This window comes from Streptomyces cacaoi (assembly GCF_006539165.1).
Taxonomy (GTDB): domain Bacteria; phylum Actinomycetota; class Actinomycetes; order Streptomycetales; family Streptomycetaceae; genus Streptomyces; species Streptomyces cacaoi.
This window is the reverse complement of record NZ_BJMM01000016.1, coordinates 90,918-105,718: the sequence shown is the minus strand read 5'-3', so window position 1 is coordinate 105,718 and position 14,801 is coordinate 90,918. Positions and strand designations below refer to the sequence as shown.

Sequence of the window (14,801 nt, the reverse complement as noted above, 5' to 3'; positions counted from 1 at the left end):
AATGACGTGTGTATGGAGCGGCGCATGACCTCGACCTTCCCGGACATTTCGATCAGCACGGACCGCCTCGTGCTGCGCCCGTTCGAGGAAGCGGACGTGCCGGCACTCACCGAGATGATGGCGGACGACCAGATCGCCGCCTGGACGACCCAGCCCGTGCCCTACACCCGGGACGAGGCCCGCGACCACGTCACCCGCCGCGCCCCGGTGGCCCGCACCAGCGGGGACGGCATCGTCTTCGCCGTCACCGAGTTCCTCACCCAGCGCCTCGTCGGCACCGTCGAACTGGGCAGCACCGACTGGCGTGTGCTCTCGGCCGAGGCCCGCTACGCCACCGCCTCCTGGGCGCGCGGCGAGGGCTACGCCTCCGAGTCCCTGCTGGCGGTGGCCCAATGGCTCTTCCACGACCAGAAGTTCGAGCGTCTGGAGCTGCGCACCGCCGCCGACAACACCGCAGGCCAGCAGGTTGCGCAGAAGCTCGGGTGCATCAGCGAAGGCGTCCTGCGCAACGCGTGGATAGCCCGCACCCGCACCGAGGACGGAGGCTGGGCGGAGATCCGCACCGACCTCATCGTGTGGAGCCTGCTCCCCGAGGATCTCGACGGCGCCTTCGAGCAGATGGCCGAGGCCGGCGGATACGCCCCCTACCCGGACTGGCACGGAGCCCACTGACCGCGACACCGGCCCGGCCGCACCGGCGCGGTCCGGCCACCGAAGCCGACCGCGGCTGCGTCGACGGCGCCGCGCGGGGGTAGTCTCGGTTGGCCCGACCTGCGATGAGCCCACACCAGCCAGGAGACACACGCCCATGGCCGACCGCGTCACCGTGATCGGTTGGGACGGTTCGCCGCTGACCGACGCGGCCCGCTCGGCTCTTTCGGCGGCCACCCTCGTCGCCGGAGCCGCACACCATCTGGCGCTCCCCGAGGTGCCCGCGCACGCCGAACGCATCCGGCTCGGCAGCGCCACGCTCGCCGCCCGCCGCATCGCCCGGCACCGCGGCACCGCCGTCGTCCTCGCCGACGGCGACCCCGGCTTCTTCGGTGTCGTGCGCACCCTGCGCGCCCCCGAACACGGCCTGGAGGTCGAGGTCGTCCCCGCCGTCTCGTCCGTCGCCGCCGCGTTCGCGCGGGCCGGGATGCCCTGGGACGACGCCCGGATCGTCGTCGCGCACTCCCGTACGCTGCGCCGCGTCGTCAACGTCTGCCGCGCCCACAAGAAGGTCGCCGTGCTCACCGCGCCGGGCGCCGGACCCTCCGAACTCGCCCTGCTGCTCAGCGGAGTCCACCGCACCTTCGTCATCTGCGAGGGGCTCGGCACCGGCCGCGAGGAGGTCTCCGTGCTGACCTCCGACAAGGTCGTCGACCGCGCCTGGCGCGACCCCAACGTCGTCATCGTCATCGGCGGCGCCGACCACGGCACCCCGCAGGGCAGCGGCTGGCTCGCCGGTCAGGACATCGGCCATCCGTCCGAGGCGCGCGGCTGGGCGCTGCCCGCCACCGCGTACGCGGGCGAGGGCTTCCCCGCCGGCGCGGGCGACTCCGTCCAGCTGCGCGCCGCCCAACTCGCCCGGCTCGGGCCGCGCGTCGGCGATCTCGTGTGGGACATCGGCGCGGGCTCCGGCGCGCTGGCCGTCGAGGCGGCCGGGTTCGGCGCCGCGGTCATCGCCGTCGACAGCGACGCGGACACCTGCGCCCGGATCCACGCCGCGGCCCGCCGGTTCGGTGTGCAGCTCCAGACGATGCACGGCGTGGCCCCGCACGTCCTGGAGGATCTGCCCGAGCCGGACGTGGTCCGGATCGGCGGCGGGGGAGCGGAGACGGTCGCCGCCGTCGTCGACCGCCGGCCGTCCCGCGTCGTCACCCACGCGACCACACGGGACGAGGCGGAGGCCGTCGGGCGGGTGCTCGCCGAGGGCGGATACGCCGTCGAGTGCGCGCTCCTCCAGTCGGTCGAGCTGGACAGCGGCACCTGGTCGGAGACCGAACGCGCGGTCGTCTTCCTGCTGTCGGGGGTCCGTTCCTGAACCGTTGTGACACGCGTCGCGACGAACCCTGACGAAGTGCGCTATGTCTCCTACCCATGGCCGGAGGTGCACGCCGTGCCGGGTAGGCTGATGGACTGTTGTGCCACTGTTCGGGCTTGGTGCTTCGTCCGTCATTGTCCGAATGGTGTAGGCGGAGGTACGTGCCGCACCGTGTGCGTGCTCGTTCTTCATCTACGGGGTGAGGCGGTCGTCCGCCGGGTTGGAAGGAGCACTAGCGATGGGCGAGGGGAACGCATGACTGACACCGGTCAGGTCCCGGGAGAGGGGCTGCCGGAGAACGCGGGCGGTCAGCAGGAGGGGTACCACGGCACGCCGGCCGACGGCGGCTACACCTTCGCGGACGCGGCCGGCGGTATCGGTGCTCCCGCCCCGGACGGCTCCGTCGTCGGCCCGCACGGTGTGCCCGAAGCGGCCGAGGAGGAAGACCTCCTGATGCCCGGAACGCAGGGCGCCTGGACCGAACAGCAGCAGCACACACCCGCGGCACAGCCCCTGCCGCAGCACGAGGCCGGGCACCCGGCCGTGCAGTACGCCCCGTACACCGGAAACCCCGAGTACGCCCAGCAGGCCGACCACGCCCAGCAGTTCCCGCACGCACAGCACTCCCCGCACGCACAGCAGGCCGAGTACGCCCAGCACGGCCCGCAGGTCGAATACGCACAGCAGGTCGAGTACGCCCAGCAGCAGGCCGGGTACGCCGGTGGCGCCGAGTACGCCGGGCGTGCCCCGCATGCCGAGTACGCCGGGAACACCGGAACCGTCGGGGGTGCCGGGATTGCCGGGACCTCCGAAGACGCGGTGCAACAGGCCGCGCCCCACCAGCAGTCCGGCCACCCCGGGGCGCAGCCCGGCCCGGAGATGGCGCCCGGTGCCGTACCGCCCGGCCCCGCGCAGGAGTTCACCGGCGCGCAGGCGGCCCAGCAGCAACACCCCGGCGGCCAGGGCCCGTTGCCGCAGCCGCCCCACGAGCCGCAGTACGCGCAGGAGGCCGTGCCCGGCCACCACGCCCAGGACCTCGGCCACGGCCAGGAGCCGGTGCCCGGCCAGGAGGCGCAGCCCGGCACTGGTCTGCCCGACGCCGGCCACCGTACGCAGTCGCCGCAGGAGCCGGTGACCGGAGCCGAGGCGGACGCCCCCGCCGGCGCCGGGCCGCACGACCACGGCGCCGTACCGGCGGCAGCGCAGGCCGCCCCGCAGCAGGGGCACACCCAGGGCGGCTCCCGCCGTCCCCTGCACCTCGGCCCGCCCGTGCCCGAGCAGTCCGGCGCCGTCCGCCCGCTCTCCGACCGCGGCCCCGTCGTCCCGGGCGGCAACGCCCAGGCCCAGCAGGCGCCGCCGCCCGCCGAGGCGGCCCGCCCCGCGGCGCAGGGTGACGCCGCGACGGCCGAGGAGGCGTCCCGCACCGGCGGCATCCCCGTCACCTCGTCCCGGCCCGGAGGCCCCGTCCAGGAGCCGCAGCGGTCGAAGGCGCAGCAGCCGCAGCAGGCACAGCAGGCCACGGCAGGGGAGTCGCAGGCGACAGCCCAGGAGGGGCGGACGGCTTCCCAGACGACGCAGGCAACCACACCGGAGCCGCAGGCGGTTGAGGAGCCCGCCCCGAGTGCGCAGGACGCACCGGCGCCCGCGCGGGACGCCGCATCGGCGACGCAGGAGGCCGTGACGGCCGAGCCCTCGCCGGAGCCGTCCGTTCCGGAGCAGCCCGGGTCGTCCACCGCTGAGGGCCCGGCGCAGTCCCCGCAGCAGCAGACGGCCGAGCCCGGCGCCGTGTCCGGATCCGCCTCCGGCGCCGAGCCGGTGACGCCCGTCGATGACGGTGCCGACGGACAGCCCTCCGCCCCCGGCGCCCAGCAGCCGGCGGCCGAGCCGGCCGGGCAGCCCTCGCAGCCGGAAGGCGGCAAGCAGGCCGCCGAGGCCCCGGCCGCCGGTGCGCAGGGCGAGGAGGCGGCCGTGGCCGAACAGCAGCCGGAGGCCGGGCAGTCGGGCGCCACCGAGCAGCAGCCGGAGGCCGGGCAGCAGCCCACGCCCGAGCAGCAGCCGGTGGCCGAGCAGCAGTCCGCGACCGGGCAGCAGGAGGGACAGCTTCCTGTGCAGCAGGACGGACAGGTTCCTGGGCAGGTTCCGGCACAGCAGGACGGGCAGTCGCCCACGCCGTCGGGTGGACAGCCGTCCCCGCAGCCGGGCGAGCAGTCGGTCGGGCAGCCGCAGGAGGCGCAGCAGGCGGGGTCGGAGAGCGCATCCGAGCAGGGCGGGCCCGCCTCCGGGGCGACGGCGCAGCCGGCCGCGTCCGAGGGCCCGACCCCCGCCGACGCCGCCGACACGACGGTGGACCCGACCGCCGCGGAGGCAGCCGTCCCCCCGGCGGTCCCCCCGGCCGAGGAGACCTCGCTGCCCGGGCCGCAGCTCGCCGAACTCCCGCCGCAGCGTGACGCCGGTACGGACGCGTCCGACGGCGGGTCGGGGACAGCGGAAACGGTCACTCCCGAGCAGAACGCCGAACAGCCCGGCCCCGCCGCGCAGTCCGGGGCCGACGAGCAGCAGGAGACGGCCGCTCCGGCCGGGAACCCCCCGGGGCCCGGCGGCGACACCGTCCCGGCGCCCCGCCAGGAGACGGTGCCGGGGCCGCAGTCCGAGACGCTGCCCACCGTGCCCCCGCAGGCCGGTGAGCCGCAGCCGCCGACGGCGCCGTCCATTCCCGCCCCGTCGGCCCCTCCGATAAACCAGGGTGCTCACGAGGCGCCCGCCCCCACCAGCGAGGGGGAGGCGGGCGCCTCGAACCGGGCCGCGCACTCCCCGCAGCCCACCGGGCCCGGCACCGGCCCGCAGCAGGACGCGGACGGACGGGCGGAGGACGCCACGCAGCAGCCCGACGGCGTCGCCGCGGACGCCCCGGCGACGGAGTCGGGCGAGCCGACTCCCGCGCACGGCACCGCGGTCGACACGGTCGCGGCTCCGCTCGACGTGACCGGCGAATCCGCCGCGCCGCACCAGGAGGCGGCACCCGGCGCAGCGCCGGAGCACGCCGAGCCCGCCGGGTCCACCGGGTCCACCGCCGAACCGGCCGGAACCCCCCGGTCCGCCGAGCCCGCCGCCGACGAGGCGTCGTCCACCGGAACCGAGCCGACGAGCGGTACCGGGGACGCGCCCGCCGCCGAACCCGCGGAGGCGCCCACCGACGGTGCCGCCGAGCCCGGCAAGGGCGAAGCCGCACAGGCCCCCGAGGCCGCGCAACAGGCCACGGCAGAAGCCGAGTCGGCCGCCGGGGCTGCCGAGGACGCCGAGGCTTCCGAGGATCACGGGGTCACCGACGCCCCGGCGCAGGCCGGAACCGCCGAGGCCACCGCGACCCCGGAGCCGACCGTCGACGGCAAGCCCACCACCGCCGAAGCGGGCACCACCGGCACGGACGCCACCGAGACGGACGCGAGCGGCACGGCAGCCGCAACCGCCGCAACGGCAGCCGCCGAGACGGAGGCGACCGAGACGGCAACCACCGAAACGGAGAAGGCCGTTACGGCAGCCACCGAAGCCGAGACCGCAGGGTCCGGAGCAACCGAATCCGGAGCAACCGAAGCCGGAACCCCGGAGTCCGGAGCAACCGAAGCCGGAGCAACCGAGGCCGGAACCACGGAAGGCGGGCCCGCCGGGGCCGAAACCCGGTCAGCGGAGGCCGGAACCGACCCCGCCGAGGGCGAGTCGGCCGATGGTGAGACGGCGGCCGGGCCCGTCGGGGAGCCGGCGCCCGGCTTCGCGGAGGCCGAGCGGGAGGCGGTGCACCGGCTGATGCGGGAGCGCCGGGACATCCGCAACGGCTTCCGCCCGGACCCGGTTCCGCACGAGGTGCTGCTGCGCGTGCTGGAGGCGGCGCACACGGCACCGAGCGTCGGGCACTCGCAGCCCTGGGACTTCGTGGTCATCCGCTCGGCGGAGACGCGGCGCACGATGCACGAGATGGCGCAGCGCCAGCGCGAGGCGTACGCCAAGTCGCTGCCGAAGGGCCGCGCCAAGCAGTTCAAGGAAATGAAGATCGAGGCGATCCTCGACACCCCGGTCAACATCGTCGTCACGGCCGATCCGACGCGCGGCGGCCGGCACACGCTGGGCCGGCAGACGCAGCCGCAGATGGCGCCGTACTCCTCGGCGCTGGCGGTGGAGAACCTGTGGCTGGCGGCGCGGGCCGAGGGGCTCGGCGTCGGCTGGGTCAGCTTCTTCGACGAGCGTGAGATGGTGCGCGCGCTGGGGCTGCCCGAGCATCTGGAGATCGTCGCCTATCTGTGCGTCGGCTACGTCGACGAATTCCCGAAGGAGCCGGAGCTGATGCAGGCCGGGTGGTCGAAGCGGCGCCCGCTGTCCTGGGTCGTGCACGAGGAGTCCTACGGGCGGCGTGCGCTGCCCGGGGCCGAGCCGCACGATCTGCTGGGCGAGACGCTTTCCGCGATCCGGCCGCTGGACGCCAAGGCGCTCGGCGAGGCGTGGGAGCGGCAGAAGCGGATGACGAAGCCGTCGGGCGCGCTGGGCTGTCTGGAGATCATCTCCGCCCAGCTGTGCGGGCTGTCCCGCAAGTGCCCGCCCCCGGTGCCGGAGCCCGCGGCGGTCGCCGTCTTCGCGGGTGACCACGGGGTGCACGCGCAGGGCGTCACGCCCTGGGCGCAGGAGGTCACGGCGCAGATGGTCGCCAACTTCCTGGGCGGCGGGGCCGTGTGCAACGCGTTCGCCACCCAGGTCGGCGCCGAGGTCTGCGTCGTGGACGTCGGGGTGGCGGGCGAACTGCCGTCCTCGCCGGGCCTGTTGCCCCGCAAGGTGCGGCCCGGCACCGACGACATGACGGCCGGTCCGGCGCTCAGCAGGGAGGACGCCGTCCGCGCGATCGAGGTCGGCATCGAGACCGCCCGCGATCTGGTCGCGGCGGGCAACAAGGCGCTGCTGACGGGCGAGATGGGCATCGCCAACACCACCGCCTCCGCCGCGCTCGTCGCCGCCTGCACGGGTGTCGATCCCGCCGAGGTCACCGGCCGGGGCACCGGCATCAACGACGAGACGCACGCACGCAAGGTCGATGTCGTCCGGCGGGCGCTGGAGCTGCACCGCCCGGACCCGGCGGACGCGATCGGGCTGCTGTCCGCGTTCGGCGGCCTGGAGCACGCCGCCATGGTCGGGCTGATCCTCGGTGGCGCCTCGCTGCGGACGCCGGTGATCCTGGACGGGGTCAGCGCGGGGGCGGCGGCGCTCGTGGCCCGGGCGCTCGCGCCGGAGTCGCTGGCCGCCTGTATCGCCGGGCACCGCAGCGCCGAGCCGGGGCACGTCGCGGCGCTGACCAAGCTGGGGCTGCGCCCGCTGGTCGATCTCGATCTGCGGCTCGGCGAGGGCACCGGCGCGCTGCTGGCGCTGCCGATGGTGCAGAGCGCGGCCCGCGCCATGCACGACGTCGCGACCTTCGACTCGGCGGGCGTCACCGAGAAGGGCTGACCGGACGGGACCGGCACCGGTTTCGGACGGCACCGGTTTCGGACAGCACCGGCTCCGGACGGCACCGGCTCCGGACGAAACGGGCTTCGGCCGGTACCGCCTCCGGACAGGAGCGACACCGCGCGGGACCGGCGCTCGACGGGAGCGCACCCGACGGTGGCGGCGGGGCGGGCATCGCACACCGTGCGGCGCCCGCCCCGTTGACGTGGCTCCCCGGCTCCCCGGCCCCCGGGCTGCCGCGCCGCGGAGCGGCGAAGGGAAGAACCTCGACGACAGCCGCCGCGCGGCCCCATCGTCGCCGGTCAGCGAGCCACCCGGTCCCCCGCCGTCCGCACGCAGGTTCTATGGTGTGCTGAATCCCTCTCGACGGTGAGACGGGAGTGACCTTCTCGACGGTGCCGCCGCAGCGGCGCCCCCGCGCGACAAGGATGCGCCCCAGATGCCCGAAACCCCGGCCTATCCCGTAGGACTCCGCCTCGCCGGACGCCGCGTCGTCCTGGTCGGTGGCGGCACCGTCGCACAGCGGCGGCTGCCGGCGCTGCTGGCGGCCGGGGCGGACGTCACGCTCGTCTCGCCGGGCGCCACACCCTCCGTGGAGGCGATGGCCACCGCAGGCGAGATCACCTGGGAGCGCCGCCGTTACGCCGAGGGCGATCTCGCCGACGCCTGGTACGCGCTGGCCGCCACCGACGACGCCGAGGTCAACGCGGCCGTCGTCGCCGAGGCGGAGTCCCGCCGCGTGTGGTGCGTCCGCAGCGACGACGCCGACGCGGGGACGGCCTGGACCCCGGCGACCGGCCGCAGCGGCGGCGTCACCGTCGCCGTCCTCACCAGCGGCGCCCCGGACACCGGCCGCGACCCGCGCCGTTCGGCCGCCGTGCGGGACGCCGTCGTCGCCGGCCTCGGTGACGGCAGCCTCGTACCGCCGCAGCACCGGCCGCGTACCGGGGGAGTGGCGCTGGTCGGCGGCGGGCCCGGCGACCCGGACCTGATCACGGTGCGCGGCCGCCGGCTGCTGGCCGGGGCCGATGTGGTCGTCGCCGACCGGCTCGGCCCGCGCGACCTGCTGGACGAACTCCCGCCGCACGTCGAGGTGATCGACGCGGCCAAGATCCCCTACGGCCGGGCCATGGCGCAGGAGCACATCAACGCGGCCCTGATCGAGCACGCGAAGGCCGGCCGCTTCGTCGTCCGGCTCAAGGGCGGCGACCCGTTCGTCTTCGGCCGCGGCATGGAGGAGGCGGAGCAACTCGCCGCCGAGGGCGTGGAGGTGACGGTCGTCCCGGGCATCTCCAGCGCGATCAGCGTGCCGGGCGCGGTCGGTGTGCCCGTCACCCACCGGGGCGTGGCCCACGAGTTCACCGTCGTCAGCGGCCATGTCGCACCGGACGATCCGCGCTCCCTGGTGGACTGGCCGGCGCTGGCACGGCTGCGCGGCACCCTCGTGCTGCTGATGGCCGTGGAGAACCTCGGTGCGATCGCCGACGCGCTGATGGCGCACGGCCGTTCGGAGGAGACCCCGGTCGCCGTCGTCCAGGAGGGCACCATGGCCACCGAGCGCCGGGTGGACGCCACCCTCGGCACCGTCCGCGCCCGCGCGGCGGCCGAGGGCGTCCGGCCGCCCGCCGTCGTCGTCATCGGCGACGTGGTGGGCGTCGGCACCGGGGGTACGCGGGGGTAACCGCGGCGTGCCGGCGAGCAGCACCGAGCATTGGCACTTCGAGCGCGAGAAGGCAGTATCGGCACCGTGCCCTCCTCACACGCACCGGGCGGCCCGGATCCCTCCACCGGGACGGGGCAGCAGACCGGCAGCATCATCACCGTCGACGACCCCGACGACCCGCGGCTGAGCGACTACACCGGGCTCACCGACGTCGAGTTGCGGCGCCGCCGCGAACCGGCCGAAGGGCTGTTCATCGCCGAGGGCGAGAAGGTCATCCGCCGTGCCCGGCACGCCGGTTACCGGATGCGCTCGATGCTGCTGTCGGCCAAGTGGATCGACGCGATGCGGGACGTCATCGACGAGGTACCGGCGCCGGTCTACGCCGTCAGCCCCGAGTTGGCCGAACGTGTCACCGGCTACCACGTGCACCGCGGCGCCCTCGCCTCCATGCAGCGCAAGCCCCTCCCGGAGCCCGGCGCGCTGCTGAGCGGCGCCGAACGCGTCGTCGTCATGGAGTCGGTCAACGACCACACCAACATCGGCGCCATCTTCCGCAGCGCCGCCGCCCTGGGCATGGACGCCGTCCTGCTCTCCCCGGACTGCGCCGACCCGCTCTACCGCCGCTCCGTCAAGGTCTCCATGGGCGCCGTCTTCGCCGTGCCCTACGCCCGCCTCGACCCGTGGCCGCGCGGACTGGAGACGGTGCGCGACGCCGGTTTCCCGCTGCTCGCCCTCACCCCGGACGAGAAGGCCGTGCCCCTGGAGGCGGCCACCGGGCCCGCGGCGTCCCGGCGTACGGCGCTGCTGCTCGGTGCCGAGGGGAACGGCCTGTCGACGCGGGCCCTGCGCGCCGCCGACGAGTGGGTCCGCATCCCCATGGCGCACGGCGTCGACTCCCTGAACGTGGGCGCCGCCGCCGCTGTCGCGTTCTACGCCGTCACCCGCTGAACACCCGCGCGGGCGGGGTCTGTCGGGCCGGAACCGTCCGCGCCCGCCGAGCCGCCGCCCTCCGACCGCGGCCCCCGGAGCGCTCTGCTCAGGGACCCTGCGGCGTCACCGCAGCCGCCGACGACACCCGCGCCGGCACATCGCCCAGCCCGTGGCTCGGCCCCTGACAGCCCTGCGCCGCCGCGATCCCCAGGGCCACCAGCAGCGTGACGATCACGAACACGATGAGCCGCTGCCGCAGCAGCCGCCGCCGGCGCGCGGCCGGGCTCGGCCCACCGGGCCGGCCGCCGCCCCGCGAGGCCCCCGCACCCGTCCGGGGCGCGGGCGTACGCCGCGCCGCCGGGCGCTGCGAACCCGTCCGCGCGCCCTCCTGGTGCCCCTCGCGCGGCGCCCGCGGCGCGGAGGCACGCGGGGCGGAGGCACGAGGAGCCGAACCGCGCCCGCCGGTCGGACTCTCGCGCTCCATGCCGCGGACGTCCTCCCGCTGGGTGCGCTGCTGCGCGTACTCCTGGGGTCTGCGCGACTGGCCCTGGCGCTGGCCCGGCGCCGTCCGCCCGGCACCGCCGTGCGCCCGCGCGCCCCCCGTGGAGACGGAGCCCTCCGCGCCGCCGTCCGGCAGCCCGCGCGCCTCCCGCGCCGCGATCTCCTTGAGCCGCAGCGAGAGCTGGAGCGTGCTCGGCCGGTCCTCGGGGGCCTTGACGAGACAGGCGCGGATCAACGGCGCGAGCGCCGCGTGCACCCCGGCCAGATGGGGCTCCTCGTGGACGACGCGGTACAGCATCACTTCCGAACTGCCCTGGCCGAACGGCGAGTCGGCGGTCGCCGCGTACGCCAGCGTCGCGCCGAGCGCGAACACATCCGTCGCCGGGGTGACGGCGGCGCCCCTGACCTGCTCGGGCGAGAGGAACCCGGGCGATCCGACGGCCGTGCCGACGTGGGTGAGCGTGCTCGCGCCCGTCGCCCACGCGATACCGAAGTCGATGATGCGCGGGCCCTTGGGCGAGAGCAGGATGTTGGACGGCTTGAGGTCCCGGTGCACGACACCGGCCTCGTGGACGGCGACCAGCCCCTCGGCGAGCGCCGCGCCGATCGACGCCACCTGCGCCGCGGGCAGCGGCCCGCTCTCGTTCACCTTGGCGTGCAGGGAGGGACCGGGCACGTACTGGGTGGCGAACCAGGGCCGGTCGGCCTCCAGATCGGCCGCCACCAGCCGGGCGGTGCAGCCGCCCCGGATCCGGCGTGCGGCCGAGACCTCCCGGGCGAAGCGCGAGCGGAACTCCTGGTCCTCGGCGAGATCGGGGCGGATCACCTTGAGCGCCACGCGCTGACCCCGCCGGTCGGAACCGAGATAGACCACGCCCATCCCGCCGGCCCCCAGGCGCCGGTGGAGCCTGAACGAGCCGACGACTCGCGGGTCCTCGCGCCGGAGCCGCATCATCGCCATGTCCGTTCCCCTGCCTCCGGTGTCCGGTGGGGAGCGCCCCACCCCGCTGACCGGTCCGTCCGTCGACCACAGCTTACGGACTGCCCCGACGTGGCGACGACAGGCCGCGCACGTCGCCGTAGACGGATTGTCAGAGTCCGGAGCGGGCCACGGAATCCGCGCATGGCGCGGCTTCCGCACCACCGTGCGAGCGCCTGGCACGCCGTCAAGCATCGCCCTGCGCAAGGCGATTGGTCCTCGCTCCCGCTTCCGCCCGCACGCGCACGACGGCCCGGCGTCCGCCCGGGGAGACGGTGCGCCGAGGCGGTGCCGTACCGGCCGGCCGACCCCGTGCCGGGGTCCGCCGCGGCCCCGTGAACGGTCCGGGAGTGAGCGAAGTCACCGCCTTCGCCGCCTCCCGGCCGAACGCCCGCCGCTCTGCCCGGACACCGTCCGGACGTCCGGTCCGGGGCAGCGGATCGGGCACCATCGGGCAGTGCGTCGGGGCACCGTCGGGCAGAGCATCGGGCCACCATCGGGCGGTGCGTCGGACAGCGCACCGGGGAGCGCCTCGGGCGGCGGTGGGCGGCGTCGGCGCGGACCCGGATCCTCCCCCTGGGGGATGTCCCCCGATGGGGCCTGCGCGCCTCCACCCAGGGGAGTACCCGAGGCCGTCTTCCGTCATCCTGCGGGAGGCCCCGGACTCGGTACGCGCGCATGACGCCTGAGCAGGAGCCCTTGCCTAATGTTGTCGTCAAGCGGCGGGCGCAGCACTCGTCCCCCGAGGTCAGACGCCCGCCGCCCCATCACGACGGGAGCGGACCATGGCACACACGGCAGGGCGCACGACGCCCCGAGGACAGGGAAGGCTGGCGGCGCTCGCCGCCCTCGGCACCCGTCCCGGAGGCCGGCGTCATCCGCTGGTGGCCGTGGCCATGGTGCTCCCGCTCGCCCTCCTGCTGGGCATCGTGTCGGGCTGGGGACACATGGTGCTCGCACAGGCGTCGTCCGTGGCCGGAATGCTGGGGTCCTGAGCGGGGCCCCGGGCCCGGTGGAGCGGACCGGGTCGGGGACTTCCGGCCTACAGCCCCGTGGGGACGGGGGTGCGGCGGACGGCACGAGGCCCGGGCAGCTGGGGAGCTGCCCGGGCCTTACTCTGCCCGCCCCTCCCGCTGCCTTCCCTCCGCCTCCCGCCCCTTCCCCGGGAGTCCCCGCCCCGTCCCACCCGGCGGCCCGTAACCTGGCCTCGCCGCACGCGGACCCTCCGGGCCCGGCGCCCCCGCGCCCCGGTGACGGCCCGGCACGACCGCCAGGAGCGCCCACGGTGCACACCCCGAGCCGAGCGAGCACGACGAACACCGCGCATTCCGTGGATGCCGCTCGCTCCGAGAACGCTGCGCACACCGCGAACCCCGCGGATGCTGCGCCCGCTTCCCACGCTGCGCACGCCATGAACCCCGCGAACCCTGCGAACACTGCGAACGCCGCGAACACTGCGAACGCCGCGAACACTGCGAACACCGCGAACCGGGCGAAGGTCTCGAACACGGTCGCCCCTGCCGGTTCTGCCGACACGGCCGACACGGCCGACACGGCCAACCCCCCGCTCCGGCAAGCCCTTTGTGCCCTCCTCGGCGCGCCCGAAGGGCACGGCACCGAGGTGCTGGCCGAGCGCCCCGACGCCACCGTCGTCCGTCACGGCTCCCTCGTCGCCAAGGCCCACCCGCCGGACACCGCCGCCCCCGGCCTCGCCGCCCGGCTCGCCGTGGCGGCCGATCCCCGGTACGCCGGCGTCCTGTTGCCTCCCGCGCCCGGCGACCGCACCGTCGTCCGGCTGCCCGGCGGCCGGCTCGCCAGCGTCTGGCCGTACGGCACCCCGGTCGACCCGGACGCCCCCGACGCCGCCCCCTGGGAAGCCGCCGCGACGCTCCTCGCCCGACTGCACACCACGCCCCCGCCCACCCCGCCGGACGGCCTCGTCCCGCGGGACGACCTCGTCCCACCGGAGGACCTCGCCGTGCCGGGCGGCCTCGCCCTGCCCCCGATGCGCGGTCCGGCGAAGGCGGCCCGTGCCCTGGCCCGGATGCGAGCCGCGCCCCTCGGATCGCGCGCGCACCGCGCCGCCGCGCTCACCGTCGAGCGTGCCTGGGCGACGCTGCCCGCCTGGTGCCGGGACGAGGCGCCGCCCCCGCCCGGGGCCGGAGTCGCGCTCTGCCACGGCGACTTCCACCTCGGCCAGCTCGTCCGGCACCCCGCGCCCGACGGCCCCTGGCACCTGATCGACGTCGACGACCTCGGCCACGGCGACCCCGCCTGGGATCTGGCGCGCCCGGCCGCCTGGTACGCCGCCGGCCTCCTCCCGCCCGGCTCCTGGCAGCGCTTCCTCACCGCCTACGAGACGGCTCACGCCTCCGCGCGCTCCGCGCTTCCCTGGCCCCCGGGTGATCCCTGGCCCCGCCTGGACGCACCGGCCCGCGCCCTCACCGTGCAGTCCGCCGCGCTCGCCGTCGCCAAGGCCGGGGCCGCCGACCGCGCACTGGACGAGGCCGAGGACGCCTGTGTGACGGCCTGTGCGCGGATCTCCGCCGTCGGTGCACCGGCCGAACTCCCGCTCGGGCAGGGGGATCCGGGCCCCGGGTCGTAGTCTGGGGCGCACAGGACCGGGAGCCGGAACGGCCGGGGGACCGGTGGAGAGGAACCGAACATGATGCAGTGTCCGAAGTGCGGCGCTCCGATGCAGACGTACAACCGCAACGGCGTGCAGATAGAACAGTGCGGCGGCTGCCGGGGGATCTTCCTCGACTACGGCGAACTGGAGGCGCTCACCAGGCTGGAGGCGCAGTGGGCACAGTCGGCGCCCCCGCCCGCGCCGCCCGCCGCCCCGCAGGGCTACCCGACGGGCCCCGCCTGGGGCGCACCGCACCACGGCTCGCACGGTCACCACGGCCATCACGGTCACGGCCACCACAAGGGCTTCGGCCGGATGCTGTTCTCCTCCTGAGCTCTCCGCCGCCTCCCGGCGGAGAGTGGAGAGACCCTCCCGGCGGAGAGTGGGGAGACGAAGAGGGCCCCGGCCGATGACCGGGGCCCTCTCATGTGGTGGACGATACTGGGATTGAACCAGTGACCTCTTCCGTGTCAGGGAAGCGCTCTCCCGCTGAGCTAATCGTCCGTGCGCGGTACTGGGATTGAACCAGTGACCTCTTCCGTGTCAGGGAAGCGCTCTCCCGCTGAGCTAACCGCGCGGAAGGTCCTTG

At 75.8% G+C, this 14,801-nt stretch carries 9 protein-coding genes and 2 tRNA genes; 8 read left to right on the top strand and 3 right to left on the bottom strand.

What is annotated here, in order from left to right:
• Positions 1–24 precede the first annotated feature (24 nt).
• The 5 genes from SCA03_RS17060 (at position 25) to SCA03_RS17040 (ending at position 10,121) form a co-directional block, all read left to right on the top strand.
• Positions 25–672, top strand: a complete 648-nt coding sequence (locus SCA03_RS17060; RefSeq protein WP_030875455.1) for a GNAT family N-acetyltransferase — start codon at positions 25–27, stop codon at positions 670–672.
• Between the two features lie 136 nt (positions 673–808).
• The gene (gene cbiE, locus SCA03_RS17055) at positions 809–2,026 is read left to right on the top strand and encodes a precorrin-6y C5,15-methyltransferase (decarboxylating) subunit CbiE (protein WP_086816035.1); all 1,218 of its coding nucleotides are present in this window, start codon (positions 809–811) and stop codon (positions 2,024–2,026) included.
• 255 nt (positions 2,027–2,281) lie between these two features.
• Complete coding sequence (cobT, locus tag SCA03_RS17050; RefSeq protein WP_230988761.1) at positions 2,282–7,510, top strand: nicotinate-nucleotide--dimethylbenzimidazole phosphoribosyltransferase; 5,229 nt, start codon at positions 2,282–2,284, stop codon at positions 7,508–7,510.
• A gap of 439 nt (positions 7,511–7,949) precedes the next feature.
• Entirely contained in the window at positions 7,950–9,191 is a 1,242-nt protein-coding gene (cobA, locus tag SCA03_RS17045; RefSeq protein ID WP_030875464.1) for a uroporphyrinogen-III C-methyltransferase, read from the top strand.
• A 132-nt stretch (positions 9,192–9,323) separates the two neighbouring features.
• On the top strand, positions 9,324–10,121 hold the full coding sequence (locus SCA03_RS17040; RefSeq protein WP_086816062.1) for a TrmH family RNA methyltransferase: 798 nt from the start codon (positions 9,324–9,326) through the stop codon (positions 10,119–10,121).
• Positions 10,122–10,209: 88 nt separating this feature from the next.
• Here the strand turns inward: SCA03_RS17040 and SCA03_RS17035 are convergent, their stop codons facing one another.
• Positions 10,210–11,565 (bottom strand): serine/threonine-protein kinase, encoded by a 1,356-nt coding sequence (locus SCA03_RS17035; RefSeq protein ID WP_086816033.1) that lies wholly within the window; start codon positions 11,563–11,565, stop codon positions 10,210–10,212.
• An 803-nt stretch (positions 11,566–12,368) separates the two neighbouring features.
• Here SCA03_RS17035 and SCA03_RS17030 point away from each other — a divergent pair.
• The 3 genes from SCA03_RS17030 (at position 12,369) to SCA03_RS17020 (ending at position 14,545) form a co-directional block, all read left to right on the top strand.
• Complete coding sequence (locus SCA03_RS17030; protein WP_030875472.1) at positions 12,369–12,578, top strand: hypothetical protein; 210 nt, start codon at positions 12,369–12,371, stop codon at positions 12,576–12,578.
• Between the two features lie 626 nt (positions 12,579–13,204).
• Entirely contained in the window at positions 13,205–14,188 is a 984-nt protein-coding gene (locus SCA03_RS17025; RefSeq protein WP_230988759.1) for a phosphotransferase, read from the top strand.
• A gap of 63 nt (positions 14,189–14,251) precedes the next feature.
• The gene (locus tag SCA03_RS17020; protein WP_086814876.1) at positions 14,252–14,545 is read left to right on the top strand and encodes a TFIIB-type zinc ribbon-containing protein; all 294 of its coding nucleotides are present in this window, start codon (positions 14,252–14,254) and stop codon (positions 14,543–14,545) included.
• Between the two features lie 96 nt (positions 14,546–14,641).
• Here the strand turns inward: SCA03_RS17020 and SCA03_RS17015 are convergent.
• Positions 14,642–14,716: transfer RNA gene (locus SCA03_RS17015), tRNA-Val, on the bottom strand.
• A gap of 1 nt (position 14,717) precedes the next feature.
• Positions 14,718–14,789: transfer RNA gene (locus SCA03_RS17010), tRNA-Val, on the bottom strand.
• Positions 14,790–14,801 lie beyond the last annotated feature (12 nt).